The organism is Streptomyces cellostaticus (assembly GCF_023630175.1).
In the GTDB taxonomy this organism is placed as follows: domain Bacteria; phylum Actinomycetota; class Actinomycetes; order Streptomycetales; family Streptomycetaceae; genus Streptomyces; species Streptomyces cellostaticus_A.
Genome location: NZ_JALLIN010000010.1, coordinates 62,420 through 87,980, shown reverse-complemented (window position 1 = coordinate 87,980; position 25,561 = coordinate 62,420). Strand labels below are relative to the sequence as shown.

At 66.2% G+C, this 25,561-nt stretch carries 14 protein-coding genes, 1 tRNA gene and 1 pseudogene; 4 read left to right on the top strand and 12 right to left on the bottom strand.

The window, feature by feature from the left end:
* Positions 1-407: 407 nt before the first annotated feature.
* The 6 genes from thrB to MXD57_RS08785 all read right to left on the bottom strand — a co-directional run bounded on the left by thrB (position 408) and on the right by MXD57_RS08785 (position 7,533).
* Positions 408-1,325 (bottom strand): homoserine kinase, encoded by a 918-nt coding sequence (thrB, locus tag MXD57_RS08810; RefSeq protein ID WP_250400762.1) that lies wholly within the window; start codon positions 1,323-1,325, stop codon positions 408-410.
* 295 nt (positions 1,326-1,620) lie between these two features.
* Positions 1,621-2,679 (bottom strand): threonine synthase, encoded by a 1,059-nt coding sequence (thrC, locus tag MXD57_RS08805; protein WP_250400761.1) that lies wholly within the window; start codon positions 2,677-2,679, stop codon positions 1,621-1,623.
* 6 nt (positions 2,680-2,685) lie between these two features.
* On the bottom strand, positions 2,686-3,978 hold the full coding sequence (locus MXD57_RS08800; RefSeq protein WP_250400760.1) for a homoserine dehydrogenase: 1,293 nt from the start codon (positions 3,976-3,978) through the stop codon (positions 2,686-2,688).
* A gap of 536 nt (positions 3,979-4,514) precedes the next feature.
* The gene (gene lysA / locus MXD57_RS08795) at positions 4,515-5,906 is read right to left on the bottom strand and encodes a diaminopimelate decarboxylase (protein WP_250400759.1); all 1,392 of its coding nucleotides are present in this window, start codon (positions 5,904-5,906) and stop codon (positions 4,515-4,517) included.
* A 50-nt stretch (positions 5,907-5,956) separates the two neighbouring features.
* A complete protein-coding gene (gene nrtL / locus MXD57_RS08790) occupies positions 5,957-6,931 on the bottom strand; it encodes an ArgS-related anticodon-binding protein NrtL (protein ID WP_250400758.1) in 975 nt (324 codons plus the stop codon).
* A 44-nt stretch (positions 6,932-6,975) separates the two neighbouring features.
* Positions 6,976-7,533 (bottom strand): response regulator, encoded by a 558-nt coding sequence (locus tag MXD57_RS08785; RefSeq protein WP_250400757.1) that lies wholly within the window; start codon positions 7,531-7,533, stop codon positions 6,976-6,978.
* 635 nt (positions 7,534-8,168) lie between these two features.
* Here MXD57_RS08785 and MXD57_RS08780 point away from each other — a divergent pair.
* Positions 8,169-8,240 (top strand) — tRNA-Arg (locus MXD57_RS08780).
* 254 nt (positions 8,241-8,494) lie between these two features.
* Here MXD57_RS08780 and MXD57_RS08775 read toward each other — a convergent pair.
* Positions 8,495-9,763 carry a tyrosine-type recombinase/integrase gene (locus MXD57_RS08775; RefSeq protein ID WP_284505301.1) on the bottom strand — a complete coding sequence of 423 codons (1,269 nt, stop codon included), beginning with the start codon at positions 9,761-9,763 and terminating at the stop codon, positions 8,495-8,497.
* Here MXD57_RS08775 and MXD57_RS08770 point away from each other — a divergent pair.
* A pseudogene (locus MXD57_RS08770) lies at positions 9,710-10,615 on the top strand (IS110 family transposase); the annotation flags it as partial. The gene MXD57_RS08775 and the pseudogene MXD57_RS08770 overlap by 54 nt on opposite strands.
* Positions 10,616-10,959: 344 nt before the next feature.
* Positions 10,960-11,556, top strand: coding sequence for an endonuclease domain-containing protein (locus tag MXD57_RS31980; protein WP_374114672.1), 597 nt, complete (start codon positions 10,960-10,962; stop codon positions 11,554-11,556).
* Positions 11,557-11,718: 162 nt separating this feature from the next.
* Here MXD57_RS31980 and MXD57_RS08765 read toward each other — a convergent pair whose 3' ends face one another.
* From MXD57_RS08765 to MXD57_RS08745, 5 genes are all read right to left on the bottom strand, one after another.
* Complete coding sequence (locus MXD57_RS08765; RefSeq protein WP_250400756.1) at positions 11,719-14,994, bottom strand: SNF2-related protein; 3,276 nt, start codon at positions 14,992-14,994, stop codon at positions 11,719-11,721.
* Between the two features lie 11 nt (positions 14,995-15,005).
* Positions 15,006-17,924, bottom strand: coding sequence for a DUF1156 domain-containing protein (locus MXD57_RS08760; RefSeq protein ID WP_250400755.1), 2,919 nt, complete (start codon positions 17,922-17,924; stop codon positions 15,006-15,008).
* 6 nt (positions 17,925-17,930) lie between these two features.
* Positions 17,931-18,248, bottom strand: coding sequence for a DUF7680 family protein (locus MXD57_RS32160; RefSeq protein ID WP_441350703.1), 318 nt, complete (start codon positions 18,246-18,248; stop codon positions 17,931-17,933).
* 143 nt (positions 18,249-18,391) lie between these two features.
* Positions 18,392-21,613 (bottom strand): ATP-binding protein, encoded by a 3,222-nt coding sequence (locus tag MXD57_RS08755; RefSeq protein WP_250400754.1) that lies wholly within the window; start codon positions 21,611-21,613, stop codon positions 18,392-18,394.
* A 1,061-nt stretch (positions 21,614-22,674) separates the two neighbouring features.
* On the bottom strand, positions 22,675-24,387 hold the full coding sequence (locus MXD57_RS08745) for an IS1634 family transposase (RefSeq protein WP_441350702.1): 1,713 nt from the start codon (positions 24,385-24,387) through the stop codon (positions 22,675-22,677).
* 267 nt (positions 24,388-24,654) lie between these two features.
* Here MXD57_RS08745 and MXD57_RS08740 point away from each other — a divergent pair, with 267 nt between their 5' ends.
* Positions 24,655-25,440 carry a DUF3592 domain-containing protein gene (locus MXD57_RS08740; protein ID WP_250400752.1) on the top strand — a complete coding sequence of 262 codons (786 nt, stop codon included), beginning with the start codon at positions 24,655-24,657 and terminating at the stop codon, positions 25,438-25,440.
* Positions 25,441-25,561: the final 121 nt, after the last annotated feature.

The following is a 25,561-nucleotide window of genomic DNA, read 5'->3' as shown; positions in this document are numbered from 1 at the left end:
GGAGCGGACGTCGGCCTGTCTGGCTCGGCGACCGGTTGTGCTGTCCGGCTACGGTCCTGTCTTCGATGGACCGTGCCGGGGCGGTGGTCCGCCAAAGCGGCGGAAGAGAATTTCTGGTGATGGCGCTTCCGCGAGCCGTGGCACCCAGTGTCACGTGGCGTGGTAGCACCGGTTCCGGAGCTCCCCCAGAGGGGGTACCCCCACCGAAGTCCCGCTCAATGTCCGCATACGTCGTACTGCCCAGGTACGGCGCACGGAACACGGAGTGGTGTGGGAGGCTCCCGGAAGGATGTCTGTCCCGGACGGGGACACGAAGCACCTCGCCATGGTGGGGTCGGGTGCAGACTTGAGGTTAACACTACCGGATCCAACAATCATTCCCCCTCTCCAAATCCGGCAACCGTGTCTCAGGTCGCAAGCGGCAGCACGCTCGCTCCCTGGAGATCGAGGTCCAGCCGGTTGGCGGCCCAGCCCTCGCCCGCGAGGTGGGACACCTTGTCGGCGCTGTCGGCGTCGGCCAGCGCCATGACGGTGGGTCCGGCGCCCGAGATGACGGCCGGGATCCCGTCGGCCCGCAACCGCTCCACCAGCGCGGCGCTCTCCGGCATGGCCGGGGCGCGGTACTCCTGGTGCAGACGGTCCTCGGTGGCGGGCAGCAGCAGCTCGGGGCGCCGGGTGAGGGCCTCGACGAGCAGGGCGGCACGGCCCGCGTTGACAGCCGCGTCCACGTGCGGCACGGTGCGCGGCAGCAGGCCGCGCGCGGTTTCGGTGAGCACCGGTTTCCCGGGCACGAAAACCACCGGAACGATGGAATCGTCGGGCTCCGTCCTGATGGCCCGGGCGGCGCCGGCCTCCATCCAGGACAGGGTGAATCCGCCGAGCAGGCAGGCGGCCACGTTGTCGGGATGCCCCTCGATCTCCGTGGCCAGGGCGAGCAGCGCCGCCTCGTCGAGCCGGGCCTCGCCGCCTATGGTCACCGCGCGGGCGGCGACGATGCCGGCGCAGATGGCGGCGGAGGAGGAACCGAGGCCACGGCCGTGCGGGATGCGGTTGGCGCAGACGATCTCCAGGCCGCGCGGCTGTCCGCCGAGCAGGTCGAAGGCGGTGCGCAGGGAGCGGACGAGCAGATGACTCTCGTCTCGGGGCAGGGTCTCGCCGCCCTCACCCGCGATGTCGATGTGCAGACCGGAGTCGGCCACCCGGACGACGACGTCGTCGTACAACCCCAGCGCGAGGCCCAGGGCGTCGAAGCCCGGGCCGAGATTGGCGCTGGTGGCAGGGACGCGCACCCGGACGGCGGCGGCGCGGAAAGCTGGACCGGCCATCGCTCGAAGACTCTCCTTGAGCTGCGTGAGTGTCGAAGGACATCCGAAGGGTCGAATGCCGCTCGATCACTTCGACGGACATTCGATGACGTACGAGGACCCGTCGGGTCGCGGAGACGGCGCGGCCCGCGCCCACACGCTGGGCATATGCGGTAGGCGGGTTCGGTACAGCCTATCGAAGGAAGGTTCCGCGGCGACATAGGGCGCACGGGAGGCGCATGATGCGTGTCGTGGACCTCCCGTGCACCCTGCCACGGACCGCCCCGCGGGGCGGGTTCCGCGGGCCCGCGGCCGCTCAGGCCAGGCCGAGGCGCTCCGCGGCGGTGGCCGCGTCGACCGGGACGGTGACCGGCTGCGGCGCGCCGGCGACGGCCCAGTCCGGGTCCTTCAGACCGTTGCCGGTGACCGTGCACACGATGCGCTGCCCCCGGTCCACCCTGCCCTGCTCGGCGGCCTTGAGCAGGCCGGCCACCGAGGCCGCGGAGGCGGGCTCCACGAAGACGCCCTCCTGAGCGGCCAACAGGCGGTAGGCGCGCAGGATTTCACGGTCCGTCACCTCGTCGATGGCACCGCCGGACTCGTCGCGGGCGGCGAGGGCGCGGTCCCAGGAGGCCGGGTTGCCGATACGGATCGCGGTGGCGATGGTCGACGGGTCCTTGACCACCTCACCGCGCACGATCGGCGCGCTGCCGGAGGCCTGGAAGCCCCACATGCGCGGGGTCCGGGCGCAGACGCCGTCGGCGGCGTACTCCTTGTAGCCCTTCCAGTACGCGGTGATGTTGCCCGCGTTGCCGACCGGGAGGACATGGATGTCGGGGGCGTCGCCGAGCATGTCCACGATCTCGAAGGCCGCCGTCTTCTGCCCCTCGATACGCACCGGGTTGACCGAATTGACCAGCGCCACCGGGTAGTTCTCACTGAGGGCGCGGGCGAGCGTGAGGCAGTCGTCGAAGTTTCCGTCGACCTGGAGGATCTTGGCCCCGTGCACCAGGGCCTGGCCCATCTTGCCGAGGGCGATCTTGCCCTGCGGCACGAGCACGGCCGAGACCATCCCGGCCCGCACTCCGTAGGCGGCGGCCGAGGCGGAGGTGTTGCCCGTGGAGGCGCAGATGACCGCCTTCGCCCCCTCCTCCTTGGCCTTGGAGATGGCCATGGTCATGCCGCGGTCCTTGAAGGAGCCGGTGGGGTTGGCGCCCTCCACCTTCAGGTGGACCTCACAGCCCGTGCGCTCGGACAGCACCTGCGCGGGCACGAGGGGCGTGCCGCCCTCGCGGAGCGTCACGACCGGCGTGGTGTCGGATACCGGCAGCCTGTCCCGGTACTCCTCGATGATTCCGCGCCACTGGTGGGTCATTGCTGGTTACTCTCCTTCAACCCGCATGATGCTGGCGACACCCCGCACGGTGTCGAGCTTGCGCAGCGCCTCGACGGTCCCGGTCAGGGAGGCGTCGGACGCGCGGTGGGTGACGACGACGAGGGAGGCCTCGCCGTCCTTGCCCTGCTGGCGAACCGTATCGATCGACACCCCGTGCTCGGCGAACACGGTCGCGACCTGGGCCAGGACACCCGGCTTGTCCGCGACGTCGAGGCTGATGTGGTAGCGCGTGACGACCTCGCCCATGGGCGAGACCGGCAGGGCCGCGTACGCCGACTCGCCGGGCCCCGTCGCGCCGTTGAGCCGGTTGCGGCAGACGGCGACCAGGTCGCCGAGCACGGCGGAGGCGGTCGGGGAACCGCCGGCGCCGGGACCGTAGAACATGAGCTGCCCGGAGGCGTCGGACTCCACGAAGACGGCGTTGTAGGCGCCACGCACGGAGGCGAGCGGGTGACTGAGCGGGATCATCGCGGGATGCACCCGCGCGGTCACCGAGGCGCCGTCGGCGGCCCGCTCGCAGATGGCGAGCAGCTTGATCGTGCAGCCCATCTCCGCGGCCGAGCGGAAGTCGGCGGCGGTGACCTCGCTCATGCCCTCGCGGTAGACGTCGTCGAGCCGCACGCGGGTGTGGAAGGCGATACCGGCCAGGATGGCGGCCTTGGCCGCGGCGTCGAAGCCCTCGACGTCGGCGGTCGGGTCGGCCTCCGCGTACCCGAGCGCGGTGGCCTCGTCCAGCGCCTCCTGGTACCCGGCGCCGGTGGAGTCCATCTTGTCCAGGATGAAGTTGGTCGTGCCGTTGACGATGCCGAGCACCCGGTTGACCTTGTCACCGGCGAGGGACTCGCGCAGCGGCCGGATCAGCGGGATGGCACCGGCGACGGCGGCCTCGTAGTACAGGTCCCGGCCGTGCTCCTCGGCGGCGGCGTGCAGGGCGGCCCCGTCCTGGGCGAGCAGCGCCTTGTTGGCGCTGACCACGGACGCGCCGTGCTCGAAGGCGGTGGTGATGAGGCTCCGCGCGGGCTCGATGCCGCCGATGACCTCGACGACGACGTCGAGGTCGCCGCGTTTGACGAGGGCGGTGGCGTCGGTGGTGACCAGGTCCGGGTCGATGCCCTCGCGCACCTTGCCGGGCCGGCGCACGGCGACCCCGGCCAGTTCCACCGGCGCGCCGATCCGGGCGGCGAGGTCGTCGGCGTGCGTCGTCATGATGCGCGCCACCTCTGAGCCGACCACTCCACAGCCCAGCAGCGCCACCTTCAGCGGACGCGTACGCATCATCCGACCTCGTTTCCCTCTTACCGTCTACGGTTCGACCAGTCTCACTCACCGGACGGGAGTTTCTACCCTTCGTCCGGATCGTGAGACATCTATTTCATTCTCCCGGGATGGGGCCACCGAAGATCTTCCGGCCCCTCTCCCGCGGCGCACGACCGCCCGCGGAACCGAGGGTTCCGGAACTCCCGCCCTCCCCTCCCGACCGCTCCGTCACCCCGCCCTCCCGACCGCCATCGGCCGATACCGGCGCCCGTCGGACGATGACGTGCAACTTCTGACGACGCCGGTACCGGTTCGGACGATGCCGGCAACTTCTGACGACGCCGGTACCGGTCTGACGATGCCGGGGCCCGTCGGACAACGGCGGCCACCCTGAGCCGACGCCGGCCCCAGCCGGACGATGGGAGCCGGCGGCGGCCGACACCGGCCCCGGTGGGACGCGCGTCGGGAAGAGCGGTGGGACGACAGGAGCCCGCGTCAGCCGACATCGCCCTCCGTCGCACGACGGACGCCGCCGCGGGCCGATGCCGCGGCCTGCGTCAGCCGACGTCGAGACGCAGCAGGTCCTCCTCCGTCTCCCGTCGCATGATCACCCGCGCCTCGCCGTCCCGCACCGCGACGACCGGCGGGCGCAGCACGTGGTTGTAGTTGCTGGCCATGGACCGGCAGTAGGCACCGGTGGCGGGTACGGCGAGCAGGTCGCCCGGCGCCAGGTCGGCGGGCAGGAACGCGTCCTTGACCACGATGTCCCCGCTCTCGCAGTGCTTCCCGACGACGCGGCAGAGCACCGGCTCGGCGTCGCTGGCGCGCGAGACGAGGGCGACGCTGTACTCCGCGTCGTACAGCGCGGTGCGGATGTTGTCGGACATGCCGCCGTCCACGGAGACGTACGTCCGCAGCCCCTCGAGCGGCTTGACGGTGCCGACCTCGTACAGCGTGAACGCCGTGGGCCCGACGATGGCACGGCCGGGCTCGACCGAGATGCGGGGTGTGCGCAGCCGGGCGGCCTCGCACTCCCGGCCGACGATCTCGGTGAGCGCCTTGGCGATCTCGTGCGGCTCGCGCGGGTCGTCGGCGCTGGTGTACGCGATGCCGAGGCCGCCGCCGAGGTCGATCTCGGGCAGCTCGACCCCGTGTTCGTCCCGGATGTCCTTCAGCAGCCCGACCACCCGGTGGGCGGCGACCTCGAAGCCGGACATGTCGAAGATCTGCGAGCCGATGTGGCTGTGGATCCCGATCACCTCGAGCCCGTCGAGCTGGAGCGCGCGCCGCACCGCCTCGGCGGCCTGACCGCCGGCGAGCGGGATGCCGAACTTCTGGTCCTCGTGGGCGGTGGCGATGAACTCGTGGGTGTGGGCCTCGACCCCGACGGTGATCCGGATCTGCACCCGCTGCCGCCTGCCCAGCGACCGCGCGACGTGCGCGACCCGCACGATCTCCTGGAAGGAGTCGATGACGATCCGCCCGACGCCGGCCTCGACCGCACGCTCGATCTCCGCCACGGACTTGTTGTTGCCGTGGAAGGCGATGCGCTCGGCGGGCATCCCGGCGGACAGCGCGGTGGTCAGCTCCCCACCGGAACACACGTCGAGATTGAGCCCCTCCTCGTGCAGCCACCGCACGACGGCCCGGGACAGGAACGCCTTTCCGGCGTAGAACACGTCGGCGTCGGCGCCGAACGCGGTGCGCCAGGCGCGCGCCCGGGCCCGGAAGTCGGCCTCGTCGAGGATGTAGGCGGGGGTGCCGAACTCCTCGGCGAGCCGGGTCGCGGGAATCCCGCCGACGGTGAGGACACCGTCCTCGTCGCGGCCGACCGTCTGCGCCCACACCTTGGGGTCGAGGGCGTTGAGGTCGGCGGGCGGGGCGGAGTAGTGCCCCTCGGTGAGGACATCGGCGTGACGGGGCCCGGCGGGGTGGGCGGAACGGCTCATGACGTGACTCTCAGACTCTCTGTCTCTCTCCGGGGCGCCCTGGGGTCGCCTCAGAGGTGTTCGGGTGCGTCGATGCCGAGCAGGGAGAGGCCACCGGCCAGCACCGTCCCGGCGGCTTCGGCGAGGGCGAGCCGGGCACGGTGGGCGGCCGAGGGTTTCTCCTCGCCGCGCGGCAGCACGGTGGGCAGGAAGGGCAGCACGGCGTCGGCGACGGTGACGAGATGCCGGGCGAGCCGGTCCGGGGCGCGGCGGACGGCGGCCGCGGTGAGGATGCGGGGGTGGTCGGCGAGGGCGGCCACGACCTCGCTGGCCGCCACGGGTCCGGGCTCGGCGCCGAACCCGAGACGGGCGGCGTTACGGGTCAGGGCCCGCGTGCGGGCGTGCGCGTACCGCACCCGGAACAGCGGATTGGCCTCCCGCTGCGCCAGGTGGTCGGCGGTGATCCGGGGGCGGTCGTGCGGCGCGGGATGCAGCAGCGCCCACTGGGCGGCGTCGGCCCCGAGCGGGGCCGGGTCCTCCGGAGCGGGCACGGGCCGCAGGTTCACCGGCTCCCCGTGGTCGACCTCGGCCCGCCCGCCCTGGGTCGCGACCATCCGTACGACCGCGTCGGCGACGACCTCGGCCCGCACCTCGTACGGCACGCGCAACAGCAGGACCTGCCCGGCGAGCGCGTCACCGTGGCCGTAGGCGGGGCCCAGCCGGCGGATCTCGGCGACGAGACCGACGGCCGTCTCGCCGCTGTCGGCGAGTGTGATGTTGAGGAATCCCGGGCCGGTGACGACGACGTCCTCGACGCCGTCGACCCCGAGCAGCCTCTTGCGGAGGATCTCGGCGACCTCCAGAGGGGCCTGCCCGGCCGCCCGGGCGAGCCGGAGGGCGACGTTCGTGGCGTAGTCCCCGCACCCCCCGGGCCCCGGCTCGGTCACGCCGGCCCGCTCGGGCAGCAGGTCCACGCACAGCTCCCCGTCGGCCACGGCAGCACGCACCGAGTGCAACACGGTGCGGGAGAGCTCGACGGGGGTCACGGGACAAGCGTAGGGGAGGTGGGGGGTGGGTACGCGAAGCGGTTTTACGGTGCGAGACGGGAGGGGGTGGGAGGCGCCCCACCGGTGACCCCGTCACCGCCCCCGGGCGCTCCGCCGCTCCCCTCGTCGCCGTCCCCTTCTTCGTCCCCGTCGCCCTCCCCGGGCCGGCCACGGCCGGGCTTGAGCTCGAGGAGCCGCTTGACGAGCCCGACGAGTTCCGCGGGTTCGAAGGGCTTGGCGAGGAAGGCGTCGACACCGACGTCGAGCCCGTTCTCCACCTCGTGCTGGGTGCACGCGCTGACGATGGCGAGCGGAAGATCCCGGGTGCGGGGATCGGCACGCAGCCGCGCGGCGGTCCGGAGTCCGTCCAGCCGGGGCATGACGACATCGAGCGTGACGACATCGGGCTGAACCCGGTGCACGACATCCAGACACTCGGCACCATCAGCAGCGGTCACGACCTCAAGCCCCTCCAGCTCGAGGTTGACCCTGATCAGCTGCCGGATGACCTTGTTGTCGTCCACAACAAGCACCCGACCCGAAGCGCCTGGCACAACTCGAGAGTAGGTCGACACCGGCCACCGCGTCCGGCTTTTCCCCACTTCCGCCCCGTCCGGGCGACGCCGCCGCCCGGAGGGGGGCGAAGCGGCGGGGCCCGGAGGGAGGCGAAGCGGCGGGGCCCGGGCGGTTGGCACCGGAGCGGCGGGGCCGTCCGGCTCGGGGCGACTGACGGCACCGGCGGGCTGGGGTTGAGCGGCGGGACCGTCCGGCTCGGGGCGACTGACGGCACCGGCGGGTTGGGGTTGAGCGGCGGGACCGGCCAACTCTCGTCCGAGCGGCCGCGCCGGGCGGCTCCGGCCCGAGCGGCGGCGCCGGCAGGCTGGGGTCGGGGGGCGGCACCGGCAGGCTCCGGCTCGAGTGGCGGCACCGGCAGGCTCCGGCTCGAGCCGGACGGTGCCGGCCTTCTCCTGCTCCGGTTGGAGCGACAGCGGCGTCCGACTCCCACCGAACGGCCACGCCGGGCGGCTCCGGCTCCCGTCGGGGTGACACGGCCGTCCGACGCAGGCCCGAGCGGGAAGCGCCGGCCAAGTCCCGCCCCAGCGGCAGCGTCGGCCAGTTCCTGACGGCGTCGGCTCAACCCGCCCCGACGCACGCCGGGAAACCCGTTCCTGATCACCCCGGAAGACCTGCTAGGGTTCTATCCGTCGCCGCAAGCGAACAGCTCAGCGCCCGACACGCCCCCGTAGCTCAGGGGATAGAGCAACGGCCTCCGGAGCCGTGTGCGCAGGTTCGAATCCTGCCGGGGGCACACTGTGTAAGTGTGTCCAAGACCCCGTCACCAGCGGAAACGCTGAGGCCGGGGTCTTCGCGTATGTGCAGGCGGATGCCGCCGGGAGCAGCCGTTTGCCACTGATCACGTTGTAATGGCGTGTTGATCTTGGAGGGCTCCGCAGCAGGTCAGCGAGGGTTCCGAGAGGCCTCAACGTATCTCTGTGGACTATGCGTGGACGGACGGAAGCCCCGGATCGCTCCGGGGCTTCCGTCCATTGGTCGTGGCCGTCGTCAGTTCTCGGTGTCGTCCTCCCCGAGCCCTTGCATGATCCGGTCGTTCATCTCCTGCTCCTGGCCATCAATGCACTTGGCGTAGATCTTCAGGAGCACGTCCACCGAGTGGCCGGCCCGAGCAGCGACATCCGGGGCGGGCACTCCCGAGTTGAGCCACTGGGAAACGCCCGCATGCCGGAGGTCGTACGGCCGAAAGGCGAGGACCGAGGACACCTGATCAGGAACGAGCGCCAGTCCCCGAGCCTGCTTCCAGGCGCGGGAGTACGACGAGGCAGCGATCACGTTGCCCCGCTCGCTGGAGAACAACCGGCCGTCTTCCGCTGTGCCGAACTCGTCCAGGTGGTCGAGGAGCAGCCGCACGAGCGGGGGCGGAATCGGCACGGTGCGTACCTCTCCCTGGGCCCGCTGCTTCAGCCCTCGCCGATCGTGCGCCTCACCGGAGTCGGTCCACGCCTTACCGGCCGTCGGGCGGGTCTCCGCCAGCTCGATGCGACCCCAGCCCTGTGCGGGAAGCGTGCAGTCGGAGCGGCGGAGGCCGAGTGCCTCGCCCGGCCGCATGGCCGCGTAGTACAGGCATCCGAAGAAGGCCCGCAGCCGCCGGCCGCTTGCCCGCTCGTAGCCGCCCACGTAGGTGAGTGCGGTGAGCAGTTCTCGGGCCTGTCGCGGGTTGACCACCACCCGGCGGTCGACTTCCTGCACCGCCCGCTTGCCTCGCTTGCGCCGGACGCGGCTCAGCGGGTTGGAGGTGAGGCATTCCAGCTCCACCGCGTATTCCAGCGCGTTGAAGACGACGGCCCGCCGACGCCGATAGGTCTGGGTGGCCGCAGGCTTGCCGTCCAGCCTCCGGCTCAGCCCGTCGATCAGCTCGTGCACACGGCTGATCTCCTGCAGCTCCCCCACCGGAAGCGAAGCCTTTTCGATCCACCGCACGGCAGAGGCGATCTCCTCCGGGCGCTCCCGCTCCCTGCGTGGCACGGGCAGGAGGTACGAGCGCAGCGCCCGACGCAGCACTTCGGGAGCGGGTCGCCCCCGTCCCGGCTTGACCAGGACGGGAACGACCGTCGCCAAGGCATCCGTAATGCTGTCCCGCTGCTTGGCGGATGCCTCCGTCCAACGGGCATCGATGTACTTGGTCGCCAGGTCGAGGAAGGACAGCGCCGCCTTGCCGCCACGCAGGGAGTCGGGCAGTCCCGTCACCGTGTCGAACGGTTCGCCGAAACCGCCCGCCACCGCCGGGACTTCACCACCCTCGACGTGCCCGCCCAGCTGGCCGCCGACCTCGCGCTCCTGACCGCCCACCGCACCGACCTCGTCACCGACCGAGTGCGAACGGTCAACCGGCTCCGCGACGTGCTCACCGGCATGTTCCCCGCCCTGGAGCGGGCCTTCGACTACTCGGCCCGCAAGGGCGCACTGGTGCTGCTGACCGGCTACCAGACCCCCGCCGCCCTCCGCCGACGCGGCCTGGCCCGCCTGACCTCTTGGCTGCTCAACCGCGGTGTCCGCGACGCGGACAGCGTGGCCTCCACGGCCATCGAAGCCGCCCAGGCCCAGCAGACCGCACTGCCCGGCGAGGACACCGCCGCACAGATCGTCGCCGACCTGGCAACTCAGATCCTGGCCCTGGACGACCGACTCAAACGCATCGACCAGCAGTTCCGCGACGCCTTCCGCACCCACCCACAAGCCGCAATCATCGAGTCGCTGCCTGGCATGGGCTCCATCCTCGGAGCCGAGTTCGTCGTCGCCGCGGGCGACCTCACCGCCTACACCGACGCCGGCCACCTGGCCTCAGCCGCCGGACTGGTCTCCGTCCCACGCGATTCCGGCCGCCGCACCGGCAACCTCCACCGCCCCAAGCGCTACAGCCGCCGCCTACGCAGAGTCTTCTACCTCTCCGCGCAGACCAGCATCATCCGCGGCGGCCCCAACCGGGAGTACTACCTCAAGAAACGTGGCGAGGGCTGCAAACACGTCCAGGCCGTCATCGCCCTCGCACGACGACGCACCAGCGCGTTGTGGGCCCTCCTGCGCGACGACCGGGCATTCACCCCCACCCCGCCCATCACGCAGACGGCTTGGCTCACCTCGAGGCCACAGAGCCAGCAGCGTGGCTGAGGCCGGCGGGGCTGCAGCGAGACACACGCGCACCTGATCGGTCGGCATGCCCACCGTCGTGGCTGGCTTTCGTCGGCTGAGGCACAGGCGATCTCCGGGACGAGGTGCCTCCCTCACTGGTGGAGGGCGGCCCCAGCCTTGACTCGGTCATTGAAACTCAAGCCGCTACGCCAACTCAGAATCTGAGTCGACGTCACACTTCAGGCGTTGATTCGGTCTGCTTGCCAGATATTGCGAAAAACGGGGGCAAAGTGGGAAGCCATGAGCAGAAATGCTCCATTGAAGATTGCGAGAGACCGCAGCACGCGAAGGCCGGCTACGGCCTCTGTGCAGCACACTACTAAATGAAAAAGGCGAGAGTTCATCGAGCAGGCGGAAAAATTTGCTCCTTCGAAGGGTGCGGTAAACCACACCATGCGAAGGGACTCTGCCGGGCACATCGAGTCCAACAGTTGGAAGGTCGCCCACTCAAACCCTTGGCGCGCTCGCAGTTGACCAAGGTTGAGTATGCTGCCATCGTTCAGGCTGGGGTGCATACGTGTCGCAGTTGCTCGGACCTCCTTCCTTTAACCGAGTTCTACCGTAAGGGGCCGCGCATATCCATGGCGTGCAAGGTATGCACGCAAGACCAAGTTACCGCAAGAAGCTTCGGCTTCTCCGACATTGATGAACTCGTAATCTTCCGCTTGAAGCATAGAAACAAATGCGGCATTTGTGGCTACCGGGAGGGGAGTAGTGAACGAAACAAGCGACTGGCGATCGATCATGATCATACGTGTTGTCCAGAGCCCGGGCGAGGTTGCCAGAAATGCATCAGGGGGCTCCTTTGCGCTCGATGCAACCCGATGATCGGTTACTACGAACTTCTTCCGAAGGAAATGCGGACCTGGGACGTAGTCAATAAATACTTGGCGCGAGGCGCCGCCGCACCCATCGAGTAGAAGAGGCTGGCGCCAGCCACCTGCCTGCCGGCGGAGCAGCTCCGCGGCACGCGCCTGGGGCCTTGGCAAAAATTCAGGCAACCACGGCAGAAGTGGTGACTTGTATGTGCTCGGCGGCTGCGCCCGCGTACAGATGTCAACAGGTCGTTACCCGCCACTATGTCATTGCTCTGGCACCCCTGGCACAGCCAGAGGTGCCTCCAAAAGTGAGGAGAACAGGGCGTTGAGCGCAGGAGCTCCGAAGGTGAGCAGTGCGATATCTCTGTCCGCCGCCTCCACGACGGAGCGGTCAAAACTGACCTCAAGTCGAGCAGAAGGTGAGCTGGCCGCGGCGGCCTCACCTGGGAAACTCATAGGTTGAACTGGACAATTGAGAGCTAATGTGTAGATGCCAGAGCGGTGGTCAGCCGGTTCCAGCAACGGGCTAGTCAGGGGATTACTAGTAAGCGTCGATTTTAGTGACTCCAGTGTGGCAGCCGGTTCCAGTTGCGGGGGCGCTTCCGGATCATCGTTTTCAAGATCAGAGAGCCTGACCGCCGCGGAAGTAGCCGTGGTCACTTGGTCCTGGAGTGCATTAACCTGACGCTGGATCTCCGCTTGCTGTTGTGAGTCTTCAGTCATTGCAGCGCTTCTGATGGCGGCCTCGGTGGCAGCCAGCACAGGTTGAGCGTCGCCAACTATGTGAATAAAGTCGCCAAAATCTCCCCGGATACCCTCGTAAATGCTTTGCTCAACGGTATCGGCGTAGAAGTAGTTACTGATACTCACGGTCGAGTAGGAAGCATTGATGCGGTCCACACGGCCAATCCGCTGCTCAACCCGCATGAAGTTCCATGGAACGTCGTAGTTGATCAGCCGACCGCAGGTCTGTAGGTTCAGTCCCTCGCTCATGGAGTCGGTGCCGATCAGGACACGGATCTCCTTCTCTCGGAACCGGGTTTTCAATTCGGCCTTCGAGATCGCTCGCCAGGTGCCGCTTTCGGGGTCGTAGACTTCGCCTCCACGTCCCGAATACGTAGCGATCCGTTCATACGCACTAACGAGCTGATCCCTGAGGAAGTCCATGGTATCGGTGTATTGAGTGAAAATCACCGCGGAGTCGTAGGAGCTCCAGGTGTCGTCAAGATCTCGAATGAGCTGTTTGAGCTTCGAGTCCTCGCCGCGCCGGTGGTCCAGGTCGTCGATGAAGCGCCGCAGCTCTGCCAGCTCAGCCCCCAGTAGCTCGCTGCGCACGTCCAAATTCGCAATTTCGAACAGCGCATCGTCTTCCGTGGCGAGGCGGTCGTCTTCGTCGAGGAGCGTTTGGAGAGTGGCGCCCTCGCTCAGCCCAGTGAGCCTACGCTCCAGGGAGGCGCGGATAGCGTGGAAGGAACTGGTGAGGCGCCGTCTGTATACCGTCATGATGAAACCAAGCGCCTGCTGGGAAGAATCAGCGAGGTAGGCGTTGTAGTGGCGACGAATGTAGTCGTCGATCCGCTCGTACAGCTCCTTTTCGGCCCTCGTCATGCGAATGAACTCATCGTGGACCCGTCGTCGTGGAATCACTACGTGGGGACCAAGGATGCCCATTTCCTGGTAGCGATGGAGCGTCTGCCTGGTAGTGCGAAAGACGCGGTCCCGCATCGGAGTATGGGCTCTCAGCCAGTCACTTGCCGCTTCTGTCTGACGAGGCGTCCAGGAGCGCGGGGCACTCCGAGTAAGGGGTCGCTTATGCATCTTGGTGATGCTGCCGGCTCTGGCGTGGCCCAGCTCACTTCTGATGTGCTCCTCCAGCCGAGTATCCCTCCACGTCGCAGGGTCTTCGTCGCTGAAGTAGTCGGTGAGCAACCGATGAAGGAAGATCCAGTCCCTCTTCCCAGGGTCCTGCTGAAGATTCGTGTAGTACCGCTGGAACTCCGCCGCGCTGTTACCCCAGGCCCCGGGCAGGCCGAAGAGCTCGATGAGATCCCATGCCTCGTGTGGGTACATCTGCATGGGAGTGGCCGACGCGAGGTACAACGCTTTCCACAAGTTCCGTGCCTTCATCTCCTGCAGTAGGGACAGCAGGGCGTTGGGCGTCGCGTCGGACCGGGATCCACTTCGGCGTGCATGGTGGGCTTCGTCGACAAGCACGATGTCCCAAGGGCCCGCGTCGAAGAGCTCGCGGCGACGGTCTCTGCGCCGGGCAAGGTGGCTTGAGGCGAGGACGACAGGGAACGCCGACCACGGGCTGGTCCCGGTCTGGTGGTGGATGGGCTGGCCGTTCCGGTTCCAGAAGCGCCCCTGATCGAATCGAGGGATGTCGAGGGCGAGCTTCTCATGCAGTTCCTCTTGCCATTGGCGGAGCACAGATGCAGGCACCAGGAGGAGGGCAGTTGCGGCCCTCTGCGAGAGCAACAGTTCTCGCAGGATTAAGCCAGCCTCGATTGTCTTGCCCAGACCCACCTCGTCCGCAAGTAGATAGCCACGGGGGTAGCTGACGACGGCTCGGTGGGCGATCTGGAATTGGTGCGGCAGCGGTTCGACGCCTGCCGTCAGTAGTCCAACACCCGTGCCCCCTTGCACTGACGGAGCCGCTGCAAGTGCAGCCAGTTCCTCCCTCGCTGCGAAGAGGTCAGGCTCGCCGTCTGGCTGGGGAGGGTCAGAAACAGGTCGCTGATTCGGAAGAGTCAGGACGCCTCGCTCCTGCAGGGTAACTGGGTCCTCCGTGGGCGGCTGCCACCCTCCAGGCACCAACCGAATCAGGTCATCACGTACGGCTTGCGGCAGGGGCACTACAGTCCAGCCCGCATCGGCGCGGTCGAGCCAATGGGCGGCGAAACGCTCAACGATGGGACGGCCGTAATACTCCCAAATTTCTGAGTGAGATGAGCGAAAGGAGCTGAATGTTTCGTGATTCTCCCGCCACCCGGCAGCAGTCTCATTGTTAGAACCCAAGAACGCCACTTGTTCACCCATGGCGTCAGTGAGGACGCCATATTTGGAGTGGAAGTATCGCCGAGTCGCCGTCGCGGGCAGAGGACTGCCATGTTCATCCAGGGGCACACCGACCTTAAGTTCCAGCTGCCCTTGCTTGACGAGCCAGGCGAGTAGTCGGAGGTATTCCCGCTCAACGATGTCGACGCCCTCCCTCAGCGGGTCGGCCAGCATTCGGGCAGCAACCGTCTCTTCCAGAGCCTGACCCCGAGTCATCGCATGGACGTCCGCAGCCGTCAGCTGTGCCCCGACGATCAGACGCATGCGCCCGTGTCGGGCCACGAACGGAGCTACTCCCCTCGCCGCCAGCGCCAGCTCACGGCTTGAGTAGTACCCGACGAGCCGGTCGTATGCGACGGCGCGTGACAGCAGTGGGATGTAGAACTCCTGGAGGGAATCATCCTCTGCGCTGTACAGCGTGCGAAGTCTGAGGTCGAGAAACGAGACGCCCATCGCCTCGGCGGTGGTCTGTTCCGGGGGCATGCCGCTCCTCATCACCCGGCCTCTGACAGGACACCTTGTACGTACGTCTTCGGCTCAGCTGCTACTGCCGGCAGCACAACGTCGGGCAGGTAAGCGGTGACCAAACGGTCCAAGATCCCCGCCAGAGGGACAACCCACTCCCCCTGTGCCTTGACCCGAGGCACGGCATTGATCAGGCCCTGAAGGCAGTCGCGAAAGCCGCGGTCCTTGGTCAAACTGGTCCGGTCGAGGAATGCCTTGGCGCTGGTAAGGCCATCCATGTCAGCTATGTAACAGACGGTGTGTACCGCATCGATGGGATGATCGAAGTGCTCAGCGACAGGGTTTACTCCTGCCATGCTGGCAGAAGAACCGCGGACCACGCGCTCCTGCGGTTCCCGTAGCCGTACGGTACCCGCTTTCTTCTCCACAATTTTGGCGCGCACGAGGTCGTCGACGTCGAGTCCCCCAGTGTTGAGCGCTAGGCGGCGAGCGTCGTCGAACCCGAATTCGGCAGCTTTGAACGTGTGCCAGGCCAGCAGCGTGAAATCTGTGAACGGCTCGAACTGTGCTGAGTGTCCCACGATCCGATTGAGCTGCAGGCGGGCCACTTCGCTCCGGGCCGCATCAAGGGCCTCCTCCGGGCGGAGGAGCTGCATCGTGCCGTCCTCACTGGCCCGGGATGAGTACACGGGCCAGTGCCCAGAGATCACAGACATCGCCGGACCATACGTGGACAGCAGCAGGTCCACACCAGAGAGGCCGGAGCGTTCGAAGCGGACGAGCGCCTCCCTCGAAGCTTGGCGCACATCGGATTCAATATCTTCAAAGAAAATCTGTTCTACCGGCTTCGTCATACGCTTGCGACACACGAGCATGATTGTGGAGGCGGCGGAATTCAGCCTGGCTTGATGAAGGGAATGCTCTGACTCGGTATTAACCGGCCATGACGTCTCGATTGTGAACCCGGCCTCCAAGAGTGCCGTTCCCAGGGTATCCCACGCCTCGGCGCGTTTATGGGTAAACATGACAGTAAGGACACCATCGTCGCGGAGGACACGGTGGCATTCGGCGAAGATGGCTGTCATCTTTGCCTCGTAGTCGGCGTCGGCTAGCTCCTTCTTCTTCCGTCCGAATGCCGCGAACCGGGCAGGGTTGGCGACGGCCTCATTCTCTTTGTCGGTCACTTCTCCCGTGAAATACTCTGGCAGTAGGTGGCCGAGCGTGCGCTTTTCCCAGACGTAGAAAAAGTCCGCCAACTCTGCGTACATGACATTGTCATAGTACGGAGGGTCCATGCAGACATGCGCGATCGACGCGTCGGACAAATGCTTGAGGTCCGCTCCGTTACCTTGGGTGACTGTAACGGAGCGGAGCACTGCTTGCTCGTGCGCTGCCTCAACGACGAGACCCGTCTTATGGAATGTGTCGGCGATGTCTTTGTACGCCGCGATCACACGCTCGATACACCAACCGTAGAGCGCCTCCGCCCCTTCGAACTCCGCAAAGGTCCACTTAAATGCGAAGTTATGTTTATCGAATAGGCTGCGCATCTTCTGGCGCGATACATCCCAGGAGGAGGCGCGGGCGTTCCAATTGAGAGCTTTCCCCTGAGCGAGAGCGAGTTCAATGAGAACGGCGTCAGCGGTTTCTTGCTCGAGTTCACCTCTGATCAATTCTGACAGCTGAAGAAGCTCGTCAGCAAAAGTGGCATGCGTGAGGAGTTGGCGCGGCGAGAACATGTCACACCAGTTAGCAATCCCATATAGTCGATGACCTCTCTCGTAATTACTAACCGGGTCAATCTCTTCACTGGGTAGAAGATCTCGGGATTCCCATGTTGGACGAAGTCGGTCAAGCTCCTTCTCTGCTGCTCTCACTGCTGCCAGGTCATCCTCAGTGGGTGCGCGGAAGTCGCGACTCCCATCCGAGTTGCGAATCGCGACAGCGTAGAGCACCTGTCCCATCCGCCCCGCCTGCGCCTCAGTCTTGATGTAATCACCGCTGATTACGAGGTCGTCGTATGGACTCACAGCTGAGCCGCGGGACAAAACCCCCTTAGAGGGGTCGAAGTCAATTCCTTCTCCGCGCACTACTTCGAATCGCGGCTCACGAAGCTCGACTCCATCGGCCCTGGTGACCAGGCGAACGGCAACTTTCTTGTCCTTACGCAACCATCGGTCAGTGATCAGTGGCACAGTTCGCCCGGTCCTGGGGCACGCAACAGTGTGAGCCCAGATGTAGGCGATGACGTTCTCGTCGTTCTCAAGCGGGAAGAAAGGCTTGAGTCGGTCACGAACCCGTTCGGCAAGGAGCTTGCCCCATCGCTCGAGGTGGGGGACAAGGTCAATCCCTTGCTCTGCAGTGATCTTCACCCCAGCTCGAATTACCGAAGCTGCGACACCATTTAGGTCATTAGCGAACGTGGGTAGACCGAGTCGAGATGCGACGAAGGGGATGGATCCCCCGCCGGCTGTTGGGTCGACGACGGATGGAACCTCGCCCCATGTCCGTTTGAGGACGCGATGCAGCAGATTGATGTTGCCATGGTCTGGATGGTTGCGGTAGGCCTGCTTGTATCCATAGCCATTGCCGTCCAACTTGATGCCTTCAGACTTGGCACGATCGATGGCGGCCCGAGCAGTGATCGGATCCCCCCATACTCCGCACAGGCGAAGGAGCCACTTCCGGTATTCGTCAGCACTCGAGAGTTGTGAAGCCTCCGGGAACTCTGCAGCGAGTTGCTGCGACCAGGCAGGCAGCAATCCAGAGAGAACAACACCAGCAGAGGCAACAAGTGGCCGTCGCGCCCACCACACATGGAGCCAATTCAGTGGAGGCAATGTGGTAACGACCGCACGCTCGCGGCGCGATTCAATACCCAGTTCACGTACCGGTAGCCACTCCTCGATGAGCAGCCGCTGCGGCGAGATCAAGTCCTGGCTGGCCATGCAGATTCAGGTCCCCGAGAGATAGACGCGGAGCGCCCTGCGGGCGCGTTGGGATGAAGGCCCGGTTGAGAGTGCATACCAGTAGTACGTCTCCTCAACGGACATTGCCGCTATACCGGAGGTGACAGCCTGAATCCGGTCAGGCCGGGAGAGCGGCGCGATAGTGAGCAGAGTCAGAGCGAGGCGGACGCCAGCTGTCTCACTGAGCGCTATGGGATTTGGGCGGTGCGGAGCGAGGGCACTCGGGCGGTGGCCGGATGCTCGAACCGCGGAGATGACAGCATCTAGAGCGCGCTGGACGTGCCCGGCATCGGCCTCCGCCACCGTGGTCGCCAAGCGGCCGGCGTAGGTCTCCTCCAAGCTCACGCCGAATCTGTCTCCGCTGCCTCCCTGAGCTGGACGGACAGTGAGCCGGAAGGCACGAATGTCGTGAGTGAGAGCGGGCTGAACCAGACGTGCAACGGAACTCACTGGGCGAACACTCCCTCGACGGTGAGCTCAGCTGGGCCGAGCTTGCGAATGACCGTTACGACCTGCTGGAGAGCGGGATCGTCGTGGGGTGTTGCCTTATCGAAGGCAACCTCAACTCTCAGGTGCCCAGAAGCAGCTGACGCATATCGAAGGACAGCCGCGAGTTTCCCGTTGAGTGCCTGGAATTCTCTTTTGCCGCCGGCTATTTCGATGGATAGGCCACCGTCCAGCCCGGGGAACTCGGCATCGAACTGTGCTTGCACGCGTATGTCATGTCGAGGCAGCTGTCCGAGTCCGAGAGTGATCAGCTCAACATCTTGGAGTTTTCGGGACTCGTCGGCCGTGACGATGAGTGAGAGAGACCGAAGGCCGGTCCCAGCATCCGCAAGCCGATCGATCATGCGCTGCAGAACAACCCCGGGCGGTCCGGAGTCACGGTCCAACTTCGTCCGCTTCCGCACGGTTCCGAACTCGATCCCAATTCGCTGCGCTTCGGGCCTGGGCAGGATCGTGAAGCTGTCGAGGCTTCGTTCCTTGATTTCCTTGACCCCGAGGGCCCTGACTCCCGCGGCCGGAGCCTGGTCCACAACCGCCAGCCGCTCCTGACGCACTGCCTCGGCAAGGAGCTCGGCCACGACCGCCTTGGTCGGTTCGCCGCCGCACTGCTCCTCAAGTGCAGCCCGCAGCTCTGAGCCCGTGACTGTGCGGGCCGACACGGCGGCCAGGTCGGTCTGCGTCGGCTGACGCGCGAGCAAGCCGCGCTGTGTGGCTTCCGCCAGGGTGAGCAGTTCACAGGCAGGGGAGAGTTCTACATTGGGGGTCGCCCCATGAGCTGTCCAGGCCCGCTGAGCTCGGGTGTCGTAGTACACCCAGCCGTCATTGCGTATGCCCGCCCTGATCGCGTCCGAGATGAGCGTTCTGTCAAGGACGATCGGGGCGTTGTGGTCGCGCCAGAACCAATCGGAAACTGCTTTGGTCGAAGTACGCTCCGGCCGTTCCCAGGCACGTGCCTTGAGCCAGGCGTACGGGATGGGTTCCCGGCGGATCTTGCCCTCGTCCTTCAGAAGCTGTAGTACCAGACTCACGGCAGACTTTGCGTTGCCTTGCTGCTCCGGCGGAAGGTCTCGGTGGCGGAGATGGGCGCTGTGCTGGTCCTTTACCGGGAAGTAGACGTGCTTGTAGCAGCGCGTGACGGCAACGCGGGCTTCGAGACCGCTACGGTCGCGCAGCTTTGCGATGCGGTCGCGGACCTGGTCCGAATATGTAGCCATGCGAGCCGGGTCGCCGTAGATGCGTTCAACCGCGATCGAGGTGGCGACTCGGTCGCGAAGTACCTCCACCTGGTCTGAATCGGCGATGACAAAGACGACGCCATTGCGGTGAACCCGCAAGGTGCCAATTGCGCCCGAGTAGTCCCGCATGTCGACCAAGGCTGCCGGCGGCTGATCAGCTTCCCCAGCGCGGACCACAATCTGGTCGTGGTGGAGTACCGCAATCTGCAGCCTGGCCTCATCGTCGATGGCACCTGCGCTTTCCGGGAACAGCACCGCCACAGTCCCACCCTCAGAAGCGAAGGAACGACGGACAAGGTCTTCCACCTCGACCCGGAGTGTGGTGTTGGCGACGTTGTGCTTCTCGTCCTCCACGATCTTGTTGACGTTCGGCTCTGTCAGGAATCGCCATCGCGTGCCATCGAAGGTCAGGTGCCAACACACCTGCTCCGCTTCGCTCAGGGCTTCGTCCAGCAGTTCGGGTTCTTCGCCAGGGCGCAGGGCGCCGAGCAAGTACTCGGAGCGGGCAGCGCCCACGCCGGTCTTCAGCTCCAGGGAATGCACGAACACCACGCGGCACGCGCGCGTGGCATACGGGGTACGGCCCGCAAACCGGCTCGCGTCGACAACAGCTGCGTGTGAACTGAGGCCAGCCAAGTCCGACTTCGCCACTCCCTCGAAGGCATCGCGGTCAATACCAACGGTGAGGTGGTTAAGGATCTCCGGTCGCCCAAAGTCGATATCAGCGACATTGATGACTTGCGTGTCATCTTCGGCCTCGTATATGTCAGCAACAACCTCGCCAAGAAGCTTGAGAGCGCCACGAGCACGGTGGAAATTGGGAATGTCGCCCAACCGCTGATCAAGCACACGGATCAGCTCAGGATGAAACGGGTAGCAGCGCTCGACCTTCTCGCCGTAGGAGACTGGATTTTCTGCGCCGCCAGTGAGGTTCTGATGGCTGCTCAGGCGCTCGTAAAGGTCACGGAATGCATTCCCTGCTGCCGCCGCTGCCTTGGGGTCGATACTCTGGAAGAGACGACGCTTGAGGATCTCCGCGATCTCGGCATCTGTTGCTGGCTTGATGACCTTGCCAGACCGGGCAAGGACAGAATGAGCCTCAGACAGGGTCCGTGAGGCGGAGCCGGTCGCTTCGTCGAGAAGCTGAGCCAACTCATCAGTCTCCTGGCCGTAGGCGTCAGAGGCTGAGGCGAGGGTGACGATCACCACGATGTTCGGTTCGGCCGCGGCGACCTCGAAGAGGTTCTTCAGGAATACGGGCACCTGGCCAGCCGAGCGACGGACTGTCTCGTCCCCCGAAGCGTTGAGTTGCCGTAGATGGTGTGCCACCTCGTCAATGATGACGATAGTTGGCTGACCACCGATGGCCTTGCGGAGAGTCTCAGTGCCCGGCGCCGTACGAGTGTTGTCGGATTCCTTAAGTGCCTGCCACGCAGAATCGCCGAGTTGTGCGGCCAGCTCGCCCCACAGCGTCAGCGAGCTGCGGCCATTTGTCTCGAGGCCATTTACCGGGTCTAGGACGTCGCCGACGACAGCCGTAATCTGCACCGAGCCGTCAGGCAGTAGAGCAGGGTCGACGAACTCGGAGAGGTTGCCAGGGCGAGCACCCTTGGCTACGTGGTAAACGGCGATTAGGGAGTGCGTCTTCCCCCCTCCGAAGGACGTTGAGGCCCGCAGGATGGCGTGCTTGCCTTCATCACCTGGCGCCTGCGTAAGGCGCCCAAACGTCCTGGACAGCATCGACTGGATCCCGGAGGTTGGGTAGGTCAGCTCGAAGAACTTGTCCGCATCACCGTAAACGGCATAATGCTCAGGATCACGGACGATCTTGTCGAGCTGGGCCGCGAAATGCTTGTCGGTCAGTCGCCCCGCGAGCACATCCTCCCGAGGAACACAGACATCACGCAGCGCAACCAGGCGTGCCACGGCCACCCCTTCGTACTCATCCCCCGGGTGACCCCATCTCTGGCTGAACACCCGTCCCCATGCTGTGACATGACGGCTAGTTGGAGAGACAGTCAAGCAGCTGAGGGCCGGTCAGGGAACGCTTTCAGACATTTTTGATCAAGCTTCGGCGCTCTCCGAGGACCTCAAGGCGCTGTAGCCGCCGCTCAGGACCACGGCACCTGCCCACACGCGAACCTTCCGGCCCGCGGGGTTCAGTCGCCAGTAAGTCGAGCCAGCGGCCTACACAGCACGATGCGGTGCGAGTGGGTCACCGATCCGCACCACGGTCGCCCGCGGAGCCTGTCGCTTGAGGGCCGTGTCCTGCGAGGTAAGCGGGTACGCAATCGACGGAGCGGCAGCTTGTCGTGTAGTTGGAAGTCTCCAAGGCGTCCGCGGACCGGATCGTTGATCACCTGAGATCAATGCTCGCCCTCGAGCATCGAAAGCGGCTCCACGAGGAAACCGTGGTCAACATGGATGGCACCCGTGTGCCCACGCGCGGCCACAGGGTGCCGAGCAGCCAAGGAACTATTGGTATTACACCGCTCGTGAGTGGTCACCGACGCCGTCGTCACCTCGGAGCTCCGCGGACCCGCTCAGCCCATGAGATCGTGGTGAGCAAGCACTCCTGCGAGACGTCGTGGACCATTCGTGGACGGACCCTGCTTGGCGGGTCGCAGACGTGACCCTGACCAGCTTCGCTTCGTAGGACCGAAAGGGCCTCCGGAGTCGTGTGCGCAGGTTCATCCTGCCGGGGGCACCCAGCATGAGGTGCCCAAAGACCCCGTCACCAGCGGAAACGCTGAGGCCGGGGTCTTCGCGTAGGTGCAGGCGTGCGCCGCCCGGAGCGGCTCTATGTCGAGGTCTGTTGACGAGGCGTGGACGGGATCTTGTTCTATTGCTGCAGGCCAAGCCCGGAATCGAATACCCACGTTCCGCGTAATTCAGCGGCCTGGAGGATCGAATACGGGGTCTGACCTGGGCGGACATGCCTGTGGCCCCCTGGAGGGCGTTTCTCTAGGCGGTCGCGTTTCGGCTGGTCAGCGGGTTGCGGGCTGGAGCGCGAGGACCTGCTTCGGGGCGGGGATCCCCAGCTTCGCGAGCAGGTCTCGCTGGGGCTTCGTTAGGACGGTGACCTGCTGGAACGTTCCGGTGGGGCCGGTGAACGTGCCGAGATGGAGCCGGTCGAGCTCGCGTCGGATGTGGGGCCAGGTGTTGCCGGTGGTGGTCTCGGTGATCCGGATCAGCAGGAGGGCGAGCCAGCACAGGATGACGTGGGCTCTGATGCGTTCTTCGAGCCGGTGGTAGACGGGCCGCAGGTCGATGATCTGCTTCATGTCGCGCCAGCCGCGCTCGACTTCGAGCAGTTGCTTGTAGCCCAGGGCGATGTCCTCGGCGCTCAGTTGGGGGTCGCTGCAGCGCAGGAGGTACTTCCCGTCGAGGTTCTCCTCCGCCTTGATCTTCGCCTGGTCGATGCGGAGCTTGCCGGCCGCGGTGGCGCGCAGGTAGCGGTTCAGGCCGGGCTTGTCGGCGATCCGCCCGCGTAGTTCGCCCCGCTTGAAGTCGCTGAGCTTGTCGGTGTCGACGATCAAGTCGGTCAGCTGGGCGACGAGTTGTTCGCGCATGTGCCGGTCGCGTTCGGCCGCTTCGGGGTTGTGGCAGATCACGAACCGGTCGGTGTCGGATATCCGCACCTCTTTGACGCGCATGTTCTCGCCGACGTCCTGGTAGCGGCCCTGCCGGGAGAGGGCGGCCTGCACCTCGGGGCTTCCGGAGCGGAGCTTCTCGCCGATGATGTAGGCGTGGTCGCCCTTGCGTAGGTAGCGGCGGTTCTCGGCGGAGGAGAAGCCGCGGTCGGCCACCCACACGATCTTGGAGAGAGTCCAGTCCCGCATCTCGTCCTTGACCTGGCGGATCAGGGTCTGGTCGGAGGCGTTGCCCGGCCAGCACCAGCAGCGGACCGGGATGCCGTCCCTGGTGACGGCCATACCGATGACGATCTGCGGCAGGTCGTCGCGGGAGTCCTTCGACTTGCCGTAGGTCCGGAACCCGACCTGCTTCGCGTCGCCGCCGGTGTCGTCGGCGTCCAGGCGGCGGCCCGTCTCGTCCCGGGCGACGGGCTCGTCGGGCTCCTCCAGCTCGAAGTAGGTGCTGGTGGTGTCGAAGAACAGCAGGTCCACCTCCAGGTTCAGCAGGTTCGCGACCTCGTCGAAGACCTGCTTCTCCAGGTCGCCGGTCACCTCGTGCAACCAGTCCATCGCCCGGTAGCAGGTCTGTTCGCCGGTCTCGGACAGGCCGTTGATGTGCACGTCGTTCGTGATCCAGTCCGCCGCTGCGAGCTTCGAGGACGGGGCCAGCGCGCGGTTGGCGACCAGGGCGAACAGCACCCGTTCGGTGGTGGTCATGTCCCGGCGGCGGCCCCGCTTGGGCTGCCCGACCCGGGCCACGATCTGGTCGATCCGCAGCCGGCGCCACAGCTGGTCGAGCGCGTAGGCACCGCCGAACGGCACCGAGGAGACGAACTCCAGGTCCGATTCCGTGGTCGCGGCCAGCGCGTCGCCCGGCTCCAGCAGCTTCGATAGAGACGCGACCAGGCGCCTGACCGCGTCGCGGTCCAGGTCGTCCTCGCGGCCGAAGGTGAACAGCACCTTGGGCACCGCCCGCCCCTTCACCGGATCCCACTCGTTGTGGGCCAGGTGCAGGTACCGGACCGTGCCGGACTTGTTCTCCCGTTTCGTCGTCTTCACGTACACGGCTCCAGACAATAGGCCGAAGCCGCAGGCCAGCGCAGGCGAATCAGGAAAATCGCGTCTCTAGGCACTTTCTACCCGTGGCCCCAGCGTCAACGCCCTGGCCTGCTGCTTCACCCCGTCGGATCCTCTAGAACCCCCGAATTACGCGGAACGCGGGGAATAGATCCTCCGAGCAGGGGCTCGGAGCCTCTGCCGCGGAGCCGGCCACCACTGCAACCTCAGCGGCGACCGGTGTGTCCTAGCTCGTAACGGGGCGAGGAGGCGCAGATGAGTGAGCGCAGGTCCGTGCGAAGCGACAGCCGGGGGGAGTACCGCTTTCTCAAGGGGTGGGCCTCGCTGGCAGGCGTCGCGGCCTTCGTGGTGTGGCTCGCATTCGATCCGTTCGAGTTGACCTGGAACCAGGTTTTCGGCGGCGCGGTGGCACTGTCCGCAGCGGGCGCCGTCGCGAGCTTGCTCCTCCGGCGATGGGGCTGGGCTCGTCGTTGGGCCAGCCGAATTCCTCCACCGGGCCGCGTCGCGACGGGGCTGGTCACCGGACCTGGTGTGCCATCGCCGCTGCTGGACCCCCGCTGGGCCAAAGCCCGATCGACTGCTGTGGGTTTCCTGCTGTTCGCCACCGTGGCCGGATTCATGGGATGGAAAGCCGGTCAGGAGGACCATCTGCTGCAGAACCTCCGGGAGCACGGGGACAGGACCGAAGCGACCGTGGTCGCCATTGCCGGCCGGTCGGAGGGAGGCCAGGCGAACTCCCTGACCGTGCGCTTCACGACACCGTCCAGCACGGTGCAGGCGGATGTCGACGTCGGCGACGGCTCGGGAAGCGACGCGAAGCCCGGAGGCCACGTACCCGTCGTCTACAACCCGTCGGCCCCCGAGGAGGTCCGCCACGCCGACCGTCTGGACGGATCCGACGCCGACGGGATTCGGCTGGGTTCCGTGATGGTCGGACTGCTCGCGGCAGGTTTTCTGGTGGGAACCGCGCGAGAGGTGATGCGTGTCAAGGAGCAGACAGCAGCAGGCAGGACACCGGGCACCCCCCGCCCTGGAGCCTGAACCCCACGATGCAACTCGTGGTCACGCCTTGAGCTTTCATCCTCTTTGCCGATCCGGCAGGCCACCACACAGTGCCGGGCGGAAGGAACGAGGCCCCTGGAATCCGCCGGAACGCCGGGGG

What these genes read in the sequence shown, in the direction of transcription:
- thrB (WP_250400762.1), bottom strand. Translation starts at nt 1,325, where the DNA reads ATGGCCGGTCCAGCTTTCCGCGCCGCCGCCGTCCGGGTGCGCGTCCCT.
- thrC (WP_250400761.1), bottom strand. Translation starts at nt 2,679, where the DNA reads ATGACCCACCAGTGGCGCGGAATCATCGAGGAGTACCGGGACAGGCTG.
- MXD57_RS08800 (WP_250400760.1), bottom strand. Translation starts at nt 3,978, where the DNA reads ATGATGCGTACGCGTCCGCTGAAGGTGGCGCTGCTGGGCTGTGGAGTG.
- lysA (WP_250400759.1), bottom strand. Translation starts at nt 5,906, where the DNA reads ATGAGCCGTTCCGCCCACCCCGCCGGGCCCCGTCACGCCGATGTCCTC.
- MXD57_RS31980 (WP_374114672.1), top strand. Translation starts at nt 10,960, where the DNA reads ATGAAAAAGGCGAGAGTTCATCGAGCAGGCGGAAAAATTTGCTCCTTC.
- MXD57_RS08765 (WP_250400756.1), bottom strand. Translation starts at nt 14,994, where the DNA reads ATGCCCCCGGAACAGACCACCGCCGAGGCGATGGGCGTCTCGTTTCTC.
- MXD57_RS08760 (WP_250400755.1), bottom strand. Translation starts at nt 17,924, where the DNA reads ATGGCCAGCCAGGACTTGATCTCGCCGCAGCGGCTGCTCATCGAGGAG.
- MXD57_RS08740 (WP_250400752.1), top strand. Translation starts at nt 24,655, where the DNA reads ATGAGTGAGCGCAGGTCCGTGCGAAGCGACAGCCGGGGGGAGTACCGC.